Here is a 19297-nt window from a genome sequence, read left to right on the forward strand (position 1 = left end):
CCGGGGCAGTGGATGTCAGCGCAAGGCTACCGCATGCCATCGCCCACGTCGCGCCATCCGCCCTACGCGGATACCGCCGCAAGGCGGCCGAGAACGCTAGAATGGCGCCGCGGCAGAACCGCTGCCGCCCCAACACCTACAAGGATAATCATGAAGATGTTGCTCAGCGCCGGCCTGCTGCTGGCCACTGCCTCCCTCGCCCACGCCGATCCGGGCTCGCGACTGGACCAGGTCATCGACCGTGGCACCCTGCGTGTCTGCACCACCGGCGACTACAAGCCCTACAGCTTCCTGCGCCAGGACGGCGAGTACGAGGGCATGGACATCGAACTGGTACGTTCGCTGGCCAAGAGCCTCGGCGCCAAGCCCGAGTGGGTGCCGACCACCTGGAAGACCCTCACCCCGGACTTCCTCGCCAAGTGCGACATCGCCGTGGGTGGCGTGTCGGTCTCCCTCGAGCGGCAGAAGGTGGCGTTCTTCAGCGCGCCGACCAATATCGACGGCAAGATCCCCTTCGTTCGCTGCGACGATGTGCAGCGCTACCAGAGCGTGGCGCAGATGAACCGTCCCGAAGTCCGCCTGATCGAACCGCCGGGCGGCACCAACGAGGCTTTCGTGCGCCGTGAACTGCCGCAGGCGAAGCTGGAACTGTTCCACGACAACACGGTGATCTTCGCAGCGGTCGCCGAGGGCCGCGCCGACGTGATGATCACCGACGCCTCCGAGGCGCAGTACCAGAAGCGCAACTACCCGACGTTGTGCCCGGTGAACCCCGCGCAGCCGCTGCAGTACATCGAGAAGTCCTTCATGCTGCCGCGCGACGACATCGCCTGGAAGGCGTACGTCGACCAGTGGCTGCATCTGGCACGCCACAATGGCGAGTACGCACGCATCGTCGGCGACTGGCTCGGCGCCGGCCAGTAAGCCGCAGAGCAACGCCGGTGCCCCGCACCGGCGCATCGATAACCCCAATCACGAGACCCCATGAGCCTCACTATCCGCCCCGCACAACCCGAAGACGCCCCGCTGATCCACGCCTTCATCGTCGAACTGGCCGAGTACGAGCGCGCCGCCCACGAAGTGGTGGCCAGCGTCGAGGACATCCGTCACAGTCTGTTCGGCGAAGGCGCACGGGCCCAGGCGCTGATCTGCGAACGCGACGGCGAAGCGCTCGGCTACGCCGTGTACTTCTTCAGCTACTCGACCTGGCTGGGCCGCAACGGCATCTACCTCGAAGATCTCTACATCACGCCCCGGCAGCGCGGCAGCGGCGCCGGCAAGGCGCTGCTCCGGCACCTGGCGCGCGAAGCCGTGGCGCATGACTGCGGGCGTCTGGAATGGAGCGTGCTGGACTGGAACCAGCCGGCAATCGACTTCTACCGCTCGCTGGGCGCGCTGCCCCAGGACGAATGGATTCGCTACCGCCTGGATGGCGAGGCGTTGCAACGTTTCGCCGAGTGACCCTTTCGCCCTGGCCGCGCATGAACCATGATGAAGTTCGGGCGTCGAACGCCCGACCTCTCAATGGACATGGACGCACCTCAATGCGCATCGCAGCTCTCCCAACCCTTTCCTGGCGACTGCTCGCCACGGCGCTGCTCGCCACCCTGCTCAGCGGCTGCGGGATCAACAACATTCCCACCCTCGACGAACAGGTGAAATCAGCCTGGGCCCAGGTCGAGAACCAGTACCAGCGCCGCGCCGACCTGATTCCCAACCTGGTGGAAACGGTGAAGGGCTACGCCGCGCAGGAGCGCGAGACGCTCACCCAGGTCGTCGAAGCGCGGGCCAAGGCGACCTCGGTCCAGGTCGACGCCAGCACCCTGCAGGATCCGCAGCAACTGCAACGCTACGACCAGGCTCAGCGCCAGCTCTCCGGCGCCCTGGGGCGGCTGATGGTCGTCGCTGAGCGCTACCCGGACCTCAAGTCGAACCAGAACTTCCTCGCCCTGCAGTCCCAGCTCGAAGGCACCGAGAATCGCATCGCCGTGGCGCGCCGCGACTTCATCGCCGCCGTCGAGCGCTACAACACCGAAATCCGCACCTTCCCCGGCAAACTGTGGCAGATGACCCTCTACCGCGACATGCAGGTACGCCCCACCTTCGAGGCGAGCGCGCCGAATGCCGACCAGGCGCCGAGCGTGAACTTCCAGTGAGGAGATTGCCCCTCCTAGGCCTGGTGCTGGCGCTGCTCCTGGCGCCGCTGGCCCAGGCCGCGATCGACTTCCCGGCGCTGAGCGGCCGGGTGGTCGACAGTGCGGGCATGCTCGATGGCGCCACCCGCCAGCGCCTCACGGGGATGCTCCAGGCCCACGAACAGCGTACCGGCGAACAGTTGGTGGTGGTCACCCTGCCCGACCTGCAGGGCCAGAGCATCGAAGATTATGGCTATCAACTGGGTCGCCACTGGGGCATCGGCCAGAAGGGCGAGGACAACGGCGCACTGCTGATCGTCGCCCAGGCCGAGCGGCGCGTGCGCATCGAGGTCGGCTACGGCCTGGAAGGACGCCTGACCGACGCGCAGTCCTCGATCATCATCAACAGCGTGATCTTGCCTGCCTTCCGGGCGGGCGACTTCACCCGCGGCATCGTCGATGGCACCGCCGCGATACTCCAGGTACTCGGCGGCGATCCCCTCGCGCAACCGAGCACTTCCGCTCAGCCGCAGGGCAACGCCGTGCCGGCGTGGATACACCTGTTGGTGCTGGTGGTGGTGCTCGGCCTGGTGATCGGCGGAGGCGGCGGTGGCCCGGGCGGACGCCGACGGCGCAATGCCCTGCTCGGCGGCATGCTCGCCGGCAGCGTGCTGGGTGGCGGACGCGGCGGAGGCGGTTTCGGTGGCGGCGGCGGTTTCTCCGGAGGCGGCGGCGGCTTCGGTGGCGGCGGCGCGTCCGGTGGTTGGTGAAGAAGGATGACGACATGACCCTACTCGACGAGCAGGCCTGCAAACAGGTGGCCGAGGCCATTCGCCGAATCGAGGCAAGCACCGACGCGGAACTGGTGACGGTGCTCGCCGACCGGGCCGATGACTACACCTACATCCCGCTGCTCTGGGCCGCCCTGGCGGCCCTCCTGCTGCCGGGCGCGCTGGCGTTCCTGCCCGGCTGGCTGGAGCCGGGCTACCTGCTCCTGGCGCAATGGGCGTGCTTCATCGTCCTCGCCCTGCTGTTTCGCCTGCCGGCCATCGCGCCACGCCTGATACCCCGCCGCGTGGGGCACTGGCGCGCGGCCAACCTCGCCCGCCGTCAATTCCTCGAGCAAGGGCTGCACCACACCCGCGAGGCGACCGGCCTGCTGATCTTCGTCAGCGAGGCCGAGCGTTACGTGGAGATACTCGCCGACCACGGCATATCGTCAAAAATAGAGAATGCCGAGTGGGCGCGAATAGTCCAGCAGTTCACCGCCGAGGTGCGCGAAGGGCGAACCCTCGCAGGCTTCCTCGGCTGCATCGAGGCCTGCGGCGAACATCTGGCCCGGGCCTTGCCCGCCACGCATGATAGCAATGAGTTACCAGACAGGCTGGTCCTGATATACCATTGACGCCAATTTCTAGACGCGCCACGACTTTCCAGGAACAGCACTCCGCTGGTATTCCGGTCGTAGCCCTCTGGACCGACAAGAACAATCCCCGGTCCGCGTCTCGCTTGATATTTCACTCATGAACCGATGAAGGAAAATCAAGCCGTCTTAAGGAGCGATAACGGTAATGTTCGGATGGTTCGCAGACCTCAAGGTCAGCCACAAATTAGCCCTGGGATTCGGCATGTTGCTGGCGCTGAGCCTGATACAGGCGGCCATTGGCTGGCAGGGACTCTCCAGCGTGTCCAGCCGCGCCGAAAAGGTTCGCCTGATCTCCGAACTCAATACCTCGCTCGGAAACTTGCAGGTGGCTCGTCTGCGGTACATCGACTCCAACGGCGCAGCCGAGCAACAGGCCACTCTGCAGCAGCGCTACGACGCGTTCTTCGGACGACTGGACAGCTTGCGGGGTAGCTTCCGCCTGGCGGAGAACAACGCACGCATCGAGCGCCAGTATCAGGTGATGCAGGCCTACGGCAATACCTTGAAGGAAGTCTTCGCTGCCTATTCCGCCGACAAGTCCGCCCAGCAGCAGATGGGCAACCTGGCCAAGGAGTACCTGCAACTGATCGAAGGGATCCGCAACCAGGTACGCAGCATGCCCGACGCGGAACAGCGCTTCGCACGCATCGAAGCGATCAACCAGATCTACGACAACCTGTTCATGATGCGCTACCAGGTGCGCGGCTATACCGGCAACGTCAACCCCGACACCGAAAAGGTGATGATGGCGCAACTGTCGAAGACGCGAAACGAGCTTCCCGACCTCGCCTCGCGCTTCGCGGGCGACTTCAGCCAGGAGTTCCAGCGCCTGTCCACCCTCAATGGCGAGTACGCCAAAGCCGTGGAGGACTTCCGCGCGCAGAGCAGCACGCTGGCCAATCTCCGTCAAACCACGGCCCAGGACATGCTTGTCGTCGATGACCTGAACGCGCAGATGCTTGCCTCGCAACTGACCGCTTCGGCGCAGGACAGCAAGATGGCCACCTCGCTGCAGTTGGCGGCGGCGCTCGCCGCACTGCTGCTCGGCATCCTGGCCGCGGTGGTCATTTCCCGGCAGATCACCGGGCCGCTCGCGCATACCCTGGAAACCCTCGAGCGCGTAGCCGCCGGTGATCTCAGCGAGAAACAGCAGCATGCGAAACGCAAGGACGAACTCGGCGCGCTGCAAAACGCGGTGCAGCGCATGAGTAACAGCCTGCGCGAGCTGATCGGCGGCGTGCGCGACAGCGTCACGCAGATCGCCAGCTCCGCCGAGGAGCTCTCGGCGATCACCGAGCAGACCAGCGCGGGCGCCAACGCGCAGAAGGAAGAGACCGACCAGGTCGCCACCGCCATGCAGGAAATGGCGGCCACCGTGCATGAAGTGGCACGCAACGCCGGCGACGCCTCCGGCGCCGCCAGTACCGCCGAGGACGAAGCGCGCCAAGGCGAGCAGGTCGTCTCCCGCGCCGTTGCGCAGATCGACCGCCTGGCCCAGCAGGTCGGCCAGACCAGCGAGGCAATGGACCGCCTGCGCAGCGAAAGCCAGCGCATCGGCAGCGTCATGGACGTGATCAAGGCCGTCGCCGAACAAACCAACCTGCTGGCGCTCAATGCCGCCATCGAGGCGGCCCGCGCCGGTGAAGCCGGGCGCGGCTTCGCGGTGGTCGCCGACGAGGTGCGTAGCCTGGCGCAGCGCACGCAGAAGTCCACCGAGGAAATCGAGAACGCCATCGGCGCGCTCAACCAGGGCACCCGTACCGCCAGCGAGATGATGGAGGAAAGCCGCCAGCTCACCGACAGCAGCGTGGAGCTGGTCCGCGAGGCCGGTACTGCGCTGACCGCGATCAGCGAGCGCATCTCCAGCATCCAGTCGATGAACCAGCAGATCGCGGCGGCCTCCGAGCAGCAGAGCGCGGTGGCCGAGGAAATCAGCCGCAGCGTGGTCAACGTCCGCGACATTTCCGAGCAGACCGCCACCGCCAGCCAGCAGACCTCGAGCTCCAGCACCGAGCTGGCGCGCCTGGGCGGCCAGCTTCAGGAAATGGTTGGCCGCTTCCGCGTCTGACCCGACCTTTGCCCCGGGGCGGGCGTCGGTGAGATAAAGGGCGTTCTGTTCATCACGGAGAAGCCCCTTGTCCACCGCCGCTGCCCATCCGGCCGTCGGCCCGCGCCGTCTCGCGGGCCTGCTGCTGCTCGCCGCCGCCGGACTCTTCGTCCTCGGTCATATCCTGCAGGCCAGGAATCCGGCCTGGAGCTATCTCACCGCCTTCGCCGAAGCGGCAATGGTCGGCGCCATCGCCGACTGGTTCGCGGTCACCGCCCTGTTTCGCCGCCCGTTCGGGCTGCCGATCCCGCACACCGCGATCATCCCGCGCAATCAGGCGCGCATCGGCCGGCGCCTCGCCGAATTCATCGTCCGCCACTTTCTCTCCAACGCCCAGGTGATGGCGCGCCTGCGCGGCACCACCCTCGCCGCGCGCCTCGCCCGCTGGCTGCGCCAGACGGAGAATGCCGAAGCACTGGCGCAGCGCCTCGGCGGCCTGGCGCGCTTTGCCCTGCAGGCCCTGGGCGACGCCCGCGTCCAGGCCTTCGTCGAAGTCCGCGGCGTGCGTCGCCTGCGCGAGCTGGACCTGGCCCCGCTACTGGGTCGACTGCTGCAACTGCTGATCCGCCAGGGCCGCCATCAGTTGCTGCTCGACGAGGTCCTGGTGCGCCTCGATACCCTGCTGCGCGAACCGGAGGCGCGCCAGTGGGTCGCCCGCGCGGTCGCTTCGCAATTGCGCACACTGAGTCGCCTGGGCTTGCAGGAGCAGGTCGGCGGCTGGTCCGCGAACAAGATCGTCAAGGGCATGGTGGCGCTACTCGAGGAGGTCTCCCGCGACCCGGAGCACCCACTGCGGCAACATCTGGAAGCACAACTGGAAGAGTACGCGCGTCGGCTGCAGGCGGACCCCGCCTGGGGACTCAAGGTACGCCGCCTGCTGGACCAGATGCTGCGCCATCCCGCCAGCCGCGCTTACCTGCGCGAGCTGTGGGGCGAAGCCTTGGAGAACCTCGACGCAGACCTGCTGCGCGACGACTCACGGATCCGCTCGCGCATGGCGGGACTGGTGATTCGCCTGGGTCAGGCACTGGAGGCCGACCCTGCCATGCGTGCCTGGTTCGATGAGCGCGTGCTGGAACTCGCCCCACGCCTGCTGGAAGGCTACAGTCAACGCATCGGCGACTACATAGCCGAACGCGTCGCCGGTTGGGAAACCCGTGATCTGCTGGAGCAGATGGAACGTGGCGTAGGCCGCGATCTGCAGTTCATACGGATCAACGGCACTCTGGTCGGTGGCCTCGTCGGCCTCCTCCTGCATGGCTTGAGTCAATGGACTGACACCTTCTGATCGGCACAATAAAGGCCGGCGGCAATCTGCCGTTACCCTCATAACGAAGCTGAGCGAAGAGGTGCAGTAATGACAACAAGACTCTCGAGCCTGGGATTGCGCTACAAGATTGGCCTGCCCCTGTTGCTCATGCTGCTTCTGCTGCTGGCCATGGGGGGCATCGGCATACTCGGCCTGCGCGATCTGGCCAGCACCGAACGGCTGCTCACCGAGCGTGCCCTACCCGCCACCGAATTGCTGCTCAACGCCGACCGTGATCTCTATCAAGCAATGCTCGCCGAGCGCAGCCTGCTCGACGAGGCTGTCGGTGCCAAGGCCGATGCATTACGCAAGTTCCATGCGGAAAATCTGCAGCAATCGGCGGACCGTGTAGGCAAGTATCTGGCGATGAATCCCGGCTCGCAGGCCGACTCCCTGGGGCGGACTTTCCAGGAGAATTTCGCAAAATGGCGCACGCTCTCGGAACGCATCGTCGCCGCCCCGGATAGCAGCGAGGCCAGCGCAGCCAGCTTCGGCGAGGGTGAGCGTCTTTTCGAAGCCACGCGCAATGCCATCGACCAACTGGTCGAACTTGAAACCCGCAATGCTGAATCCGCCTCGAAGGCCGCTGACGAACAGGCCAGCTCAGCACAGCGTAACCAACTGGTCCTGCTGGCTGTCGGCCTGCTCGCCGCGCTGGCCATGACGGTCCTGGTGCCCCCTCTCCTCACGCGCCCCTTGCGCCTGCTGCTACAACGTCTGGAGCAGATCGCCAGCGGTGATGGCGACCTCTCGCAGCGCCTGGAGGTCGCCTCGTCCGACGAAATCGGCCGAGTCGGCCAAGCCTTCAATCGCTTCCTCGACAAGCTGCAACCGGCGATCGCCGAAGTGGGACGCCTGACCCAGAGCGTCGAGCAGGCCAGCCACGAACTCACCGACAAGTCCGCACAGACCGAGCGCATCATCCAGGACGAACACAGCGCGGTGGACCAGGTCAGCACCGCCGCCGCGCAGATGAGCGCGGCCGTCAACGAAGTTTCGCAGAACGCCCAGCTCACCGCGGATGCGGCCAGTAGCGCCGAGCAACTTTCCCGCGAAGGCGCCGAGGTGGTGGCCGCGACCATCGAGACGATGCGCGAGTTGGCCAAGGAAGTGGAGCGCGCCTCGACCACCATTCTCGCCCTGGAGGAAGAGTCCGCGAGCATCGGCACGGTGCTCGCGGTGATCGGCGGCATCGCCGAGCAGACCAACCTGCTGGCGCTCAACGCCGCCATCGAGGCGGCCCGCGCCGGTGAGCAGGGCCGCGGCTTCGCGGTGGTCGCCGACGAGGTGCGCGCCCTGGCAGCCCGTACCCAGGAATCCACCAAGGACATCAACCAGCGCATTGGTCGCCTGACCAGCGGCGTACAGAGTGCCGTGCAGGTCATGGGTTCGAGCAGCGAGCATGCGCGGCAGAGCGTCGAACAGGCCGCACAAGTCGACCGCGCCCTCTCGGGCGCAGGCGAGGCGGTCTCACGGATCAACGAGATGGCCGCGCAGATCGCCACCGCCTGTGAGGAACAGAGCAGCGTCACCGATGAGATCACTCGCAACATCACCGAGATTCGCGACCGCTCCGCCGATGCTCTGAACAACTCCCGCGTCAGCGCCGAGGCCAGCCGAGGGCTGTCCTCGCGTGCGGCCGAACTGGCGAATGTGGTGGGTCACTTCCGCGTATGAGGACACTGCCGCTGGCAGCGCTGCTGCTCTGCGCCTGGCAGGTCCAGGCCGAGACGCTGCGTTGCGGCAGCGGCCTGATCAGTACCGGAGACGACAGCCTGCGCGTGCAGCGAATCTGCGGTGAGCCAGCGCAGCGCCGGCAACTGCCGCCGGCCAGGCTCGCCAATGGGCAACTGGCGGAAGGTGCGGTGACAGAGGATATCTGGGAATACGGCCCGCGTGGCGGCGCCTTCTACACCCTGCGCTTCATCGACGGGCGCCTGGTGGAAATCCGTATGTCGCGCTAGGGTCTGTTCCCGTTTCATTCACGGCCGCGCCGGTACCTGTTTTGTCGCAAGACAAGGCGCGAGTCGCAACCTTTACCGGGGTAAAGGTAAGAGGAGCAACGCCGTATTGCGACAAAACAGGTACCGGCCCTGCGGGTGGGGCCGCCGAGGTTGTGCCAGAAATGGTCTGCGCTGTCGTTGCAGGACTTGCCAAGGGAGTGACCATTGGCGGCGTCCTGCGCCTAATCGCAGGCCATTTCTGGCGACAACGCGGTTCGCGAATGAAACGGGAACAGACCCTAGGGCAACAGCGCGTTGATCTCGTCGATCAGCGCGAACAGGTTGAATGGCTTGATCACCACCCGCTGGAACAGCCCGTCGCTTTCCTGGGCGACGTGGCCGTGAGCGCCGGTGATCAGGATCACCGGCAACTCCGCCAACTCGGCACGCATCCTCAGCCGTCGCGTCAGTTCCAGGCCATCCATCCCCGGCATCATGAAATCGGTGACCATCAGATCAGGCGTGTGCTGCTGCACCAATTCCAGAGCAGCACGACCATCTCCGGCGCGGAGCACCTCGAAGCCGAAGTCCTCCAGGCCCATGGCCAGGACTTCGACGATCTGGTACTCGTCATCAACCAGGAGAATCGTGCTCATGCGCGGTCTCGTTCAGCCCCGGGGGGCGTCTGTCGGGTCCGCTTCCGCTACTTTCCTGGGGAGGCTCACTCCACCCGCACCAATCTCCACGCGCAGCGGTGACGGATTGAAATGGCTGTTGCGGACCTTCAGTACGGTAAGGGTTCGGACAAACTCGCCACGCGGTTCCGCGTAACGCAGTAGCAGCAGGTTGTCGAACACGCTGCACAACGGGGAGGAAATCGAAGCGCCAAACAGGTCGCTCAATTCCCAGGTCGCTTGTACGCAGACGCCCAAGGCGCGCAATTCGTTCGTCAGCGCGCAGAAGTATTCGATGAGCCGTTGCTGTTCCACGGCGGCACGGGCCATCGCCCCGAGGCTATCGATTGCCACGCGCTTGGCGCCATGCTCGCGTACCGCAGCCAGCAACTGCGCACCTACGCCATCGAGTTGTAACTCGGTGGACGGCATCCAGAGAATCTTCACCACTCCCTCATCGCAGAGCTTGCGCAACGGCAAACCAAAGGCGTCGGCCTTGCAACAGAGCTCCTCCGCCGTCTCGTAAAAACTCAACACCAATCCCGGCTCACCCGCTTGGCAGGCCGAGATGAAATTCATCGCCAGTGAGGTCTTGCCGCACCCGGACGGCCCCATCACCAGGGTGATGGAGGAATCCGGCAAGCCGCCGCCAAGCACCTCGTCGAAGTCCGTTACACCGGTGCGGATACGCCCACTGCAGGGGCGTTGATAATGCGCACCGCGCGTATGCAGCGCTTCGAGGCGAGGATGCACGACGATGCCATCGTCGCCGATGTGGAACTCATGCAAGCCGCCGATGCTGCCCGAACCTCGCGACTTTCGCACACCGATACGGCGGATCGAGCGCACGCCGAGCAACTGCTCGTCTAGGCTCAGCACGCCATCCACCATGGTTAGTTCCGGGCTGCCCTCGTCCACCCGCGCACTGGTGAGAAACAGCACGGTGCAACCACTGAAGGCCGCATGCGCCTGCAGTTCGGCGATGAATTTCTTGGTGTCCAGCGGGGTTTCCGCGCGGCCCCGCGCATTGAGCAGGCCATCGACCACCAGCAAGCTGGCCTTGTGCCGCAGGATCTCCTGGCGCAATAACTTGATCACCGCATCCAGACCGGATTGCTCCAGGGTATCGAAGGCACTGATGTACTGGATGTCCTTGCCGACCCGTTCGCGCTTGAAGAAGCTCAACGAGGAGAAGAAGCCGAACATCCGGTCATGGGACTCGGAGAGCAGCGTGGAAAAGATCGCCTTGCCGCCGGCCGCCAGGTGATTGAAGGCGATCTGCGTGGCGAGAATCGTCTTTCCCGAGCCTGGGCGCCCCTGGATGAGGTAGCAGGCTCCGCGGATGAAACCGCCCTTGAGCAGGGCATCGAGGCCAGCGATGCCAGTTTCCATGCGTTCGAGTTGGTTCAAAAGTTTTTCCCTCTGAGAGGTACCGGAGTTCCGTTGCGCGAGAGGTACTCGTCCAGCTCCCGCGAAGGTAGCACAGCGCCAGGGTCTATCGGTCAGCCTACAAGCGTACCAAAGCAGGCGGTTGCCGGTCTCGCTGCGGTTGAGCAAACTGGCGCCCTTCACCCCTTCGAGACATGGCCATGCCCCGCCCCTCACGCGACCAACTGCTGCAGCATCCTGACGCGCTCGATTGTACGCTCTACCGCGCCGCCCGCGATCCCAACGCCGAAGAGGACGATCTCGGCGATGGTCGGATCCTGCTGCTGGGCAGCGTCGAGCCGATCGCGCCCGACGACGAGGAGCACGCGCTGTTTTCGGCCTGGATCGAACCCCTCGCCGAGGCCTCGGCGCGCGCGCGCTTCAGCGTGCGCGAGGATGATTTCCTGGCGGTCACCGAGGCCGATGGCCGGGTGCAGATGTACTACGTGCAGACGGCAGAGCCCGGTGAGCCCTGCGTCCTGTTGCGCGAGGACGACGAGCTGGAGTGAGCCCGCCACCCGGCGTCAGAACAGCCCCATCACCCAGCCCGCGCCGAACAGCACCAGCGAGAAGCCCCACATCCACCACAGCGCGTAGCGGATGTGCCGGCCCAGGTCGAGCCCGGCTAGGCCGAGGCCCAGCCACAGGGCGGGTGAGAAGGGGCTGATGAAGGTGCCGATGATGTTGCCAATCATCAGCGCATAGACCACCGAGGCCGGCTGCACGCCGTAATGGCCCACCACTTCCAGGGTCACGGGCAGAAGGCCGAAGTAGTAGGCGTCGGTGTTCAGCAACAGCTCCATCGGCAGACCGAACAGGCCGAGGATGATGTGCAGCACCGGCACCATCGGGGTCGGTAGCACGCCGACGAGATCCTTGGCGATGGAGGTGAGCATGCCGCTGCCCGAGAGCACGCCAAGCATGGAACCGGCTGCCAGGATGATCATGCCCATGTTCAGCGCCGCCGGCGCATGCGCGGCGATGCGCTCGCCCTGCTGCTTGGCGCCCGGGTAGTTGACCAACAACGCCAGGGTCAAGCCGATCATGAAAATGTAGGCCGCCGGCAACACGCCACTGAACAGCGCCACCAGCACCAGCACGAAGAGCACGGCGTTGAACCAGAGCAGCTTCGGCCGCTCCAGTGCATGCTCGGCCTCTGACAGGCGCTCGGCATGTTGTTCGGCCTCCAGGCTCGGCGCGTCGTTACCCGTCCCCTGCCCTGCCGCGATGCGTCGTGACTCGCGCAGGCCGAGAAACGCCGCCAGGGCGATCAGCAGCACCACACCCACCCCCTGCACCGGGATCAGGCCGCGCCATAGCTCGGTGACGTCGATACCGGTCACTGCCGCCGCACGGCCCAGCGGGCCGGCCCAGGGCACCATGTTGAGGATGCCGGCGCCCAGGGCAATGAGCAGCAGCATCAGATACGGACTCATGCGCAGGCGTCGGTACAGCGGCAACAGCGCCGGAATGGTCAGCAGGAAGGTGGTGGCACCGGCCCCATCGAGGTGAGCGAGCATGCCGATCACCGCGGTGGCCACGGCGACTGCGATCACGTTGCCACGGGTGATGCGCACCAGCCCGCCGATCAGCGGACGGAACAATCCGGTGTCCTGCAGAACGCCGAAGAAGGTGATGGCGAAAATGAACATCGCCGAAATGGGCGCCACCTTCTGCAGGCCCTGGCCAAAGAACTCGCTCAGCTCAGTGGGTCCGAAACCTGCGAGCAAAGCCCCCAGCAGGGGGACCGCGATCAAGGGCAACGCGGGCGACATGCGCCCGACCAGCAACAGGGTCACCAACCCCAGAATGGTCAACAGTCCGACAAGTGTCAGCAAACCGGCTTCTCCTCAACTTTTTCTTGTTCACCCGCCTTGGGCGAGCAATGCGTCGGCGAACCCTAGAGAGGAAACCTTTCAGCAACCTTTTTAGGGCGGAGGGACCAGGGACTCATGGTGTTTCACTCACGGCCCCAGGACATTTGGAAATACTTTCGCCCTGTGCAGCGCACGAACCAGACGCCACCCTGCGAGCTCAGAGCAAGCGCCCCATGCCGGCCTTGCCCCAGCAGACAGGAGATTCGACATGGCCTCGCGTATTCGCAGGCTGGCCCTGAGCCTACTGGCCGGCTGCGCCAGCCTCAGCGCCTGCGCCGCCGAAGAGGGCATCGCAAAAGCCGACTGGCCATTCATGGCCCATGCCCGGGCGAGCTTCGAGGAACCCTGGGCGATGAGCTTCCTGCCCGATGGCACCCTGCTGGTGACGCAGAAGCGCGGCAGCCTGATTCACCTCGATCCGCGCAGCGGTCAGCGTGCCGAGATTGGCGGCGTGCCAACGGTGGACTACGGCGGCCAGGGCGGCCTGGGCGACGTGATCCTGCACCCCGCCTTCGCGGAAAACGGCATCGTCTACCTCAGCTATGCCGAAGCGGGCGAAGACGACACCCGCGGCGCCGCCGTGGCGCGCGCGCGTCTGCGTCTGGACGAGCGCGGCGGCGGCTCGCTGCAGGACGTACAGGTGATCTGGCGCCAGCAACCCAAGGTCAGCGGCCGTGGGCACTATGGCCACCGGCTCGCCTTCGATGCCCACGGCAAGCTGTGGATCAGCTCCAGCGAGCGGCAGAAGTTCGACCCCGCCCAGGACATGAGCAGCAACCTCGGCAAGTTGCTGCGCCTGGAGGACGACGGCAGCCCCGCAGCGGACAACCCCTTCGTCGAGCAGGGCGGGATCGCCGCGCAGGTCTGGTCACTCGGCCATCGCAACATCCTCGGCCTGGCGTTCGATGAAAGCGGCCGACTCTGGGCCCACGAGATGGGACCGCGCGGAGGCGACGAGCTCAACCTGATCGAGCGCGGCGCCAACTACGGCTACCCCGAAGTCTCCAATGGCAGTCACTACAGCGGCCTGCCGATACCGGATCACGACACCCGCCCGGAATTCGTCGCCCCCCTGATCAGTTGGACGCCGGTGATCTCGCCGGCGGGCTTCGTCATCTACAGCGGCGAGCGCTTCGCCGAGTGGCAGGGTGACGGCTTCATCGGCGGGCTCTCCTCCCAGGCACTGATCCGCGTGGCGCTGGCTGACGGCTCGGCCCACGAGGTCGAGCGCTACGCCATGGGTGCGCGTATCCGCGAGGTCGAGCAAGGCCCCGAGGGCAATCTATGGGTACTCGAAGACGGCAGCAACGGTCGCCTGCTGGAACTCACGCCGCGCTAGGGCCTGTTCCCCTTTCATTCACGGCCGCGCCGGTGCCTGCGGGTTGTGCCAGAAATGACCTGCGCTGTCGTTGCAGGACTTGCCAAGGGAATAACCATTGACTGCGTCCTGCGCCTAACCGCAGGTCATTTCCGGCGACAACGCGGCTCGTGAATGAAACGGGAACAGGCCCTAGTATTCGCGTAGCTGGGAGGGACTGACGCCGAGGTAGCGGCGACAACTGGCGCTCAGGTGCGCATGGCTGGAGAAGCCGCACGCCAAGGCCACCTGCACCAGCTCGGCCCCCGGCCGGCGCAGCAAGCCACGCGCCCGGGCCAGGCGCCGTTCGATCAGGTAGCGGTGCGGCCCCATGCCCACCGCCGCGCGGAAGGCGCGGGCGAAGAAGCCTTCGGACAGGCTCAGCGCCCGCGCCAGTTGCAGCACGCTGAGCTCCGAGTCCATTTGGGCCTCGATCAACTCGTCGAGGCGACGCATTCGCGCCGCCGTCAACCAGCCGGCCTCACGCACGCGGGACTGCCCCTCCGTTTGCCGCACGCATTCACCCAGCGCCCAGGCGCAGGCGGCGATTTCCAGGGCATCGCCCTCAGCCAGCAATAGCCGCCGTAGCCCGTGCGCCAGGGGAATCGCCTGGGCATTGGGCAAATCACTGAAGGGCCGCTGCGGCCATTGCTCCTCATCGGCCAGCGGACTGACCTGCAGGTACTCGCCGCCTTGCGCCGACAGCGAGTACACCGGGCAGCCCCGCGGCACGAAGGCCAGGCGGTTGGGCATCGCCAGGAAGGGCTGGATGCGGTCGCTGGCGATGGCGTGCTCGCCGTGCTGGGTCTCGAAGGCGAAGCCCACGCCCGGCGCGGCCGCGACATAGTCGGCGCGATAGCCGGCGCGCGGCAGCAAGGCCACGCGCCAACCGCCGACCTCGCGCAGACGCGGGGCGACGGCCCGCGGAGATTCGCCCATCGCATGACTCATGTGGGTTTCCTGAAAGCCGCCATCGGCAGGACGGGGCACGCTGGCGCCCATTCCTACTCTCGTTCACCGGAGATTCGCAGTATGCCCTATTCCCTGCAGCAGCTTCGCGAGGCCGCCGAACGGGTCTACCGACACATGCCACCCACGCCCCAATACCGTTGGCCGCTGCTCTGCGAGCGCAGCGGTGCGCAGGTCTGGGTCAAGCACGAGAACCACACCCCCACCGGCGCCTTCAAGGTACGCGGCGGCATCCTCTATCTGGAACGTCTGATGAGCGGCCAGCGGCCACGCGGCCTGGTCAGCGCGACCCGCGGCAATCACGGCCAGAGCCTGGCGCGCGCGGCGGCGGCGCACGCCGTGCCGCTGAGCATCGTCGTGCCACGAGGCAACTCCCGGGAGAAAAACGCCGCCATGCGCGCCCTCGGCGCACGACTGATCGAGCACGGCGAGGACTTCGACGAGGCCCGCGCCGAGGCGGCGCGCCTGGCCGAAGCCGAAGGCCTGCTGCGGGTTCCGGCCTATCATCCCGACCTGGTGCTCGGCGTGGCCAGCTACGCGCTGGAATTCTTCACCGCCGTGCCCGACCTGCATACCGTCTACGTACCGGTCGGATGCGGTTCCGGCCTCTGCGCGGTGATCGCCGTACGCGATGCCCTGGGCCTGAAGACCCGCGTGGTCGGCGTGGTGGCGGCATCCGCCGATGCGGCCAAGCGTTCGTTCGACAGTGGGCGGCTGCAAAGCACCGCGACGGCGGCCACCCTGGCCGATGGCCTGGCGGTGCGCGAACCGGTGGCGGAAGCCTTCGAGCATTACCGGCTAGGCACCGAGCGCATGCTGGCGGTCAGCGAGGACGCCATCCGCCACGCCATGCGCGCCTACCACCAGGACACCCACAACCTCGCCGAAGGCGCCGGCGCCGCGCCGCTGGCGGCACTGCTGGGCGAAGCCGAGGCGATGCGCGGGCAACGCGTCGGGCTGATTCTCAGCGGTGGCAACGTGGACCTGCAGCAGTATCGCGAGCTGACCGCGACCGCCCTTCACTCGTGAAGCGACGCCCCGGCGAAGGCCAGGCGGTCACGTCCGGCGCTCTTGGCCTGGTACAGTGCGCTGTCCGCCGCCTCGATCCACGCCTCCAGGGAGGTGGTGCCAGGTTCCAGCGGGGCGACGCCGATGCTCAGCGCAATGGCGCCGTCCTCGCCCTTGGCCACTCGCGCACGCAACCACTCCAGCACAGTCGCCGCCCCGGCCTTATCGGTTCCCGGCAACAGTACGCAGAACTCGTCTCCTCCATAGCGACCGGCCTCATCGGTCTGCCGCAGGTCCTCGCGCAAGGCACGCCCCAAGCGCTCGAGCAAGGCGTCCCCGGCGAGGTGCCCCCGGCTGTCGTTGATGTGCTTGAAATGGTCCACGTCGATCAGGGCCAGGCAGGCCTTGTCGCCACTGCGCCGGCAATTCTGCAGATGCCGCTCCGCGAGCTCCATCCAGTAGCGGCGGTTGTGCACACCAGTGAGCGGATCGGTCCGGCTCAGTTCGCGCAACGCGCGACGGTTGTGCGCCAGGCTCAGCGCCAGGCCATACAGCGTCGATCCGATCACCAACGGATGGATGAACAACATCGGCGCGCACACCAGTAGGTGCATGAGGGTGAGGTTCGCATTGAACTCGAAGCCGAACGCCAGCAGCCCGACGGCCACCCCGAGCATCTGCGAAAGCAGCCCCAGGCCGACGAAACGAAAGCCTCCGGCCGCAACGTTGTTGGTCTGCAGCATGGCAAAGGCCACCGCCGTGGCGATCGGGCTGAAACCCGCGGCGACGATGAAGAACGCCGAAACGAAGCCATCGAAGAGGATGTGCCAACGCTCGTAACGCAACGGCTCGCTATAGCGCAGGCTGATGACCAGCGATAGCCAGGGCCAGACGAAGGCGAAAAAGCCCAGGCCCAGCCACAGCGCCAGCGAACGCTGCAACTCCCAGAGCGGAACCGTCAGGCAGAGGGCACCGACAGGCAGGCCAACGGCGCGCGGCAGCATGGCGCGCCAAGCGATACGACGGCTGGAACCCACGTTCTTCAAACGAGACCTCAATCCGCGCGACGGTCGGAACGGCAGCCACCACGGCAAATGGCCATCTTCGCGCCCGAGTGTAGCCTGCCCACGGTAAAGGCTCCATGACATCCGCAGCGACGCCCGCCTGCGTCATACTTCACGCCCCGACCGCTCCCCGTGCAGAGGCTTTCGCGTGGAACTGCTTTTTCTCGGAACCTCCTCCGGCACCCCGACCTCTGATCGCAACGTCAGCGCCCTGGCCGTACGGGAAGAAGGGCGCGGCTGGCACCTGGTCGATTGCGGTGAAGGCACCCAGCATCGCCTGCTGCGCACGCCGCTGTCGTTGAACGAGCTGCGCGCGATCCACATCACCCATGTCCACGGTGACCATTGCTTCGGCTTGCCCGGACTGCTCGCCAGCGCCGCCCTGCAGGGCCGCCAGCGGCCGCTGGACCTGGTGCTACCCCCGCAGCTCGGCGAATGGCTGCTGGCCAGCCTGCGCGTGAGCCACAGCCACCTCGGCTACGAGCTGCGCCTGCACGCCAGCGAGGACGAGAGCCCCCGGCTGCTGGGCGGGCTGCAGGTACGCAGCGTGCCCCTGGCCCACCGGGTGCCCTGCTGGGGTTATCGCTTCGAGGAACACTGCCCCTCACCGCGCCTGGACGTTGAGCGCCTGCGCCAGGAAGGCATTGCGGCGGGCGAAAGCTGGGGCCAGTTGGCGCGCGGCCAGGACGTGATGGTCGCCGGCCGACCGTTGCGTGCCGCCGACTATCGACGACCCGGGCGGTCGCCGCGCTGCCTGGTGGTCGCGGGCGATAACGCCGATCCCGCTCGGCTAGGCGAAGCCTGCCGAGGCGCCAGCGTCCTGGTGCATGAAGCCACCTATCTGCAGGCACTCGCCGACGCGCGTCCCGAACTGGGTCACAGCGGCGCGCGAGCGGTAGCGGAATTCGCCGAGCGCAGCGGCCTGCCCAACCTGGTGCTCAGCCACTTCAGCCCGCGCTATGGCCCACCAGGCTCGGCGCGGGAGAATCTCGACGACCTGCGAGCCGAGGCAGCGGCCGTCTATTCCGGGCAGTTGTTCCTCGCCGAGGACCTGCTACGCCTGCGTTTGGACCGCGAGGGACAGCTACACGCGCTGCCGACGTAGCGCCAGGCGCGCATCGGTTTCCTCGCGCAGCGGCAGGCTGCCCTGGCTGCCCTGCCGCGTGCAGGCCAGCGAAGCAGCGACGCAACCACGCTCCAGCGCTGCGCCGAAGGGCTCGCCACGCGCCAGCGCAGCAGCCAGCACGCCGACGAAGCAGTCACCCGCCGCGGTACTGTCGAGCGCATCGATCGGTTCGGCGGCGACCCGCCATTCGCCCTCGGCGGTGCAGGCCTCGACGCCCTGGGCACCGAGGGTGCGAATCACCGCGATGCCCAGTTCGTGGCTGAGCTGGACGGCGCCCTCGCCACAACCCAGACGCTCGGCGAGGCTCTGCGCCTCGTCCTCGTTGACCACCAGGCACCACAGTCGCTCGAGGGTCTGCCGGGGGATCTCCAGCGCCGGCGCCAGGTTCAGCACGCTGCGCACGCCCAGCGCGCTGGCACGTTCGACCAGGGCGCAGACCTGCGCCACATCGACTTCCATCTGCAATAGCAACAGCGAGGCCTGGGCCAGCAGTGCGTCGTCCACCTGTTCGGCGCGCGCAGCAAGATTGGCGCCGGCGGCCACGCTGATCTGGTTGCGACCCTCGCGGTCGGTCTGGATCGCGGCGCAGCCGGTGGTCTGCGCGCAAGCGAGCACCCGGGTCACATCCACGCCACCCGCGCGCAGGCCGCGCAAGGCAACGTCCGCCATCTCATCCTGGCCCACGGCGCCGACCATGCTCACCGACGCGCCGTCCCGGGCCGCCGCCAGTGCCTGGTTGGCGCCCTTGCCGCCAGACTCGATGCGCAATGCATCGCACAGCAACGTCTGTCCGGCGACGGGCAGCGCCGGCATCTGGAAAATCAGATCGGCATTGAGGGAACCAAAGACCACGAGCATGGAGGACGCCTCGGAA

19 protein-coding genes and 2 pseudogenes are annotated in these 19297 nt (G+C 66.6%); 15 read left to right on the forward strand and 6 right to left on the reverse strand.

Going from position 1 to position 19297, the window contains the following annotated elements:
• Positions 1–150 precede the first annotated feature (150 nt).
• The 11 genes and pseudogenes from ACYRGX_RS19160 to ACYRGX_RS19210 all read left to right on the forward strand — a co-directional run bounded on the left by ACYRGX_RS19160 (position 151) and on the right by ACYRGX_RS19210 (position 8941).
• Positions 151–924 (forward strand): transporter substrate-binding domain-containing protein, encoded by a 774-nt coding sequence (locus ACYRGX_RS19160; RefSeq protein WP_473054021.1) that lies wholly within the window; start codon positions 151–153, stop codon positions 922–924.
• 60 nt (positions 925–984) lie between these two features.
• Positions 985–1461 carry a GNAT family N-acetyltransferase gene (locus tag ACYRGX_RS19165; protein WP_473054022.1) on the forward strand — a complete coding sequence of 159 codons (477 nt, stop codon included), beginning with the start codon at positions 985–987 and terminating at the stop codon, positions 1459–1461.
• 83 nt (positions 1462–1544) lie between these two features.
• Entirely contained in the window at positions 1545–2156 is a 612-nt protein-coding gene (locus ACYRGX_RS19170; RefSeq protein WP_473054023.1) for a LemA family protein, read from the forward strand.
• Entirely contained in the window at positions 2153–2905 is a 753-nt protein-coding gene (locus ACYRGX_RS19175) for a TPM domain-containing protein (protein WP_473054024.1), read from the forward strand. The genes ACYRGX_RS19170 and ACYRGX_RS19175 overlap by 4 nt, the downstream gene beginning before the upstream one ends.
• 14 nt (positions 2906–2919) lie before the next feature.
• On the forward strand, positions 2920–3540 hold the full coding sequence (locus tag ACYRGX_RS19180) for a TPM domain-containing protein (RefSeq protein ID WP_473054025.1): 621 nt from the start codon (positions 2920–2922) through the stop codon (positions 3538–3540).
• A gap of 223 nt (positions 3541–3763) precedes the next feature.
• A pseudogene (locus ACYRGX_RS19185) lies at positions 3764–4726 on the forward strand (methyl-accepting chemotaxis protein); the annotation flags it as partial.
• Between the two features lie 198 nt (positions 4727–4924).
• Complete coding sequence (locus tag ACYRGX_RS19190; protein WP_473056727.1) at positions 4925–5629, forward strand: methyl-accepting chemotaxis protein; 705 nt, start codon at positions 4925–4927, stop codon at positions 5627–5629.
• Between the two features lie 67 nt (positions 5630–5696).
• Entirely contained in the window at positions 5697–6956 is a 1260-nt protein-coding gene (locus ACYRGX_RS19195; protein ID WP_473054026.1) for a DUF445 domain-containing protein, read from the forward strand.
• A gap of 69 nt (positions 6957–7025) precedes the next feature.
• Positions 7026–7796: pseudogene (locus tag ACYRGX_RS19200) on the forward strand (MCP four helix bundle domain-containing protein); the annotation flags it as partial.
• 123 nt (positions 7797–7919) lie between these two features.
• A complete protein-coding gene (locus ACYRGX_RS19205; protein ID WP_473056728.1) occupies positions 7920–8654 on the forward strand; it encodes a methyl-accepting chemotaxis protein in 735 nt (244 codons plus the stop codon).
• Complete coding sequence (locus ACYRGX_RS19210; RefSeq protein WP_473054027.1) at positions 8651–8941, forward strand: DUF2845 domain-containing protein; 291 nt, start codon at positions 8651–8653, stop codon at positions 8939–8941. Before ACYRGX_RS19205 ends, ACYRGX_RS19210 begins: the two co-directional genes overlap by 4 nt.
• 278 nt (positions 8942–9219) lie before the next feature.
• On the opposite strand, the gene ACYRGX_RS19215 is transcribed toward ACYRGX_RS19210, so the two are convergent.
• Positions 9220–9576, reverse strand: coding sequence for a response regulator (locus ACYRGX_RS19215; RefSeq protein WP_473054028.1), 357 nt, complete (start codon positions 9574–9576; stop codon positions 9220–9222).
• A 12-nt stretch (positions 9577–9588) separates the two neighbouring features.
• Positions 9589–11004: an ATPase domain-containing protein gene (locus ACYRGX_RS19220; RefSeq protein WP_473054029.1), complete on the reverse strand. Its 1416-nt coding sequence runs from the start codon at positions 11002–11004 to the stop codon at positions 9589–9591.
• 179 nt (positions 11005–11183) lie between these two features.
• Here ACYRGX_RS19220 and ACYRGX_RS19225 point away from each other — a divergent pair, with 179 nt between their 5' ends.
• On the forward strand, positions 11184–11531 hold the full coding sequence (locus ACYRGX_RS19225; protein ID WP_473054030.1) for a hypothetical protein: 348 nt from the start codon (positions 11184–11186) through the stop codon (positions 11529–11531).
• 15 nt (positions 11532–11546) lie between these two features.
• Here ACYRGX_RS19225 and ACYRGX_RS19230 read toward each other — a convergent pair whose 3' ends face one another.
• The gene (locus ACYRGX_RS19230; protein WP_473054031.1) at positions 11547–12860 is read right to left on the reverse strand and encodes a CitMHS family transporter; all 1314 of its coding nucleotides are present in this window, start codon (positions 12858–12860) and stop codon (positions 11547–11549) included.
• 247 nt (positions 12861–13107) lie between these two features.
• Here ACYRGX_RS19230 and ACYRGX_RS19235 point away from each other — a divergent pair, with 247 nt between their 5' ends.
• Positions 13108–14238 (forward strand): PQQ-dependent sugar dehydrogenase, encoded by a 1131-nt coding sequence (locus ACYRGX_RS19235; protein ID WP_473054032.1) that lies wholly within the window; start codon positions 13108–13110, stop codon positions 14236–14238.
• Positions 14239–14409: 171 nt separating this feature from the next.
• Here the strand turns inward: ACYRGX_RS19235 and ACYRGX_RS19240 are convergent, their stop codons facing one another.
• Complete coding sequence (locus tag ACYRGX_RS19240) at positions 14410–15207, reverse strand: helix-turn-helix transcriptional regulator (RefSeq protein WP_473054033.1); 798 nt, start codon at positions 15205–15207, stop codon at positions 14410–14412.
• 81 nt (positions 15208–15288) lie between these two features.
• Here ACYRGX_RS19240 and ACYRGX_RS19245 point away from each other — a divergent pair, with 81 nt between their 5' ends.
• On the forward strand, positions 15289–16254 hold the full coding sequence (locus ACYRGX_RS19245; RefSeq protein WP_473054034.1) for a threonine dehydratase: 966 nt from the start codon (positions 15289–15291) through the stop codon (positions 16252–16254).
• On the opposite strand, the gene ACYRGX_RS19250 is transcribed toward ACYRGX_RS19245, so the two are convergent.
• Positions 16245–17270 carry a sensor domain-containing diguanylate cyclase gene (locus ACYRGX_RS19250; RefSeq protein ID WP_473056729.1) on the reverse strand — a complete coding sequence of 342 codons (1026 nt, stop codon included), beginning with the start codon at positions 17268–17270 and terminating at the stop codon, positions 16245–16247. The genes ACYRGX_RS19245 and ACYRGX_RS19250 overlap by 10 nt on opposite strands.
• 175 nt (positions 17271–17445) lie before the next feature.
• On the opposite strand from ACYRGX_RS19250, the gene ACYRGX_RS19255 reads away from it, so the two are divergent.
• Positions 17446–18402 (forward strand): ribonuclease Z, encoded by a 957-nt coding sequence (locus ACYRGX_RS19255; protein ID WP_473054035.1) that lies wholly within the window; start codon positions 17446–17448, stop codon positions 18400–18402.
• On the opposite strand, the gene ACYRGX_RS19260 is transcribed toward ACYRGX_RS19255, so the two are convergent.
• A complete protein-coding gene (locus ACYRGX_RS19260; protein WP_473054036.1) occupies positions 18382–19281 on the reverse strand; it encodes a ribokinase in 900 nt (299 codons plus the stop codon). The genes ACYRGX_RS19255 and ACYRGX_RS19260 overlap by 21 nt on opposite strands.
• Positions 19282–19297 lie beyond the last annotated feature (16 nt).

It is taken from the genome of Pseudomonas sp. R4-15, assembly GCF_055768815.1.

What these genes read in the sequence shown, in the direction of transcription:
- ACYRGX_RS19160 (WP_473054021.1), top strand. Translation starts at nt 151, where the DNA reads ATGAAGATGTTGCTCAGCGCCGGCCTGCTGCTGGCCACTGCCTCCCTC.
- ACYRGX_RS19165 (WP_473054022.1), top strand. Translation starts at nt 985, where the DNA reads ATGAGCCTCACTATCCGCCCCGCACAACCCGAAGACGCCCCGCTGATC.
- ACYRGX_RS19170 (WP_473054023.1), top strand. Translation starts at nt 1,545, where the DNA reads ATGCGCATCGCAGCTCTCCCAACCCTTTCCTGGCGACTGCTCGCCACG.
- ACYRGX_RS19180 (WP_473054025.1), top strand. Translation starts at nt 2,920, where the DNA reads ATGACCCTACTCGACGAGCAGGCCTGCAAACAGGTGGCCGAGGCCATT.
- ACYRGX_RS19190 (WP_473056727.1), top strand. Translation starts at nt 4,925, where the DNA reads ATGGCGGCCACCGTGCATGAAGTGGCACGCAACGCCGGCGACGCCTCC.
- ACYRGX_RS19210 (WP_473054027.1), top strand. Translation starts at nt 8,651, where the DNA reads ATGAGGACACTGCCGCTGGCAGCGCTGCTGCTCTGCGCCTGGCAGGTC.
- ACYRGX_RS19215 (WP_473054028.1), bottom strand. Translation starts at nt 9,576, where the DNA reads ATGAGCACGATTCTCCTGGTTGATGACGAGTACCAGATCGTCGAAGTC.
- ACYRGX_RS19225 (WP_473054030.1), top strand. Translation starts at nt 11,184, where the DNA reads ATGCCCCGCCCCTCACGCGACCAACTGCTGCAGCATCCTGACGCGCTC.
- ACYRGX_RS19235 (WP_473054032.1), top strand. Translation starts at nt 13,108, where the DNA reads ATGGCCTCGCGTATTCGCAGGCTGGCCCTGAGCCTACTGGCCGGCTGC.
- ACYRGX_RS19240 (WP_473054033.1), bottom strand. Translation starts at nt 15,207, where the DNA reads ATGAGTCATGCGATGGGCGAATCTCCGCGGGCCGTCGCCCCGCGTCTG.
- ACYRGX_RS19245 (WP_473054034.1), top strand. Translation starts at nt 15,289, where the DNA reads ATGCCCTATTCCCTGCAGCAGCTTCGCGAGGCCGCCGAACGGGTCTAC.
- ACYRGX_RS19260 (WP_473054036.1), bottom strand. Translation starts at nt 19,281, where the DNA reads ATGCTCGTGGTCTTTGGTTCCCTCAATGCCGATCTGATTTTCCAGATG.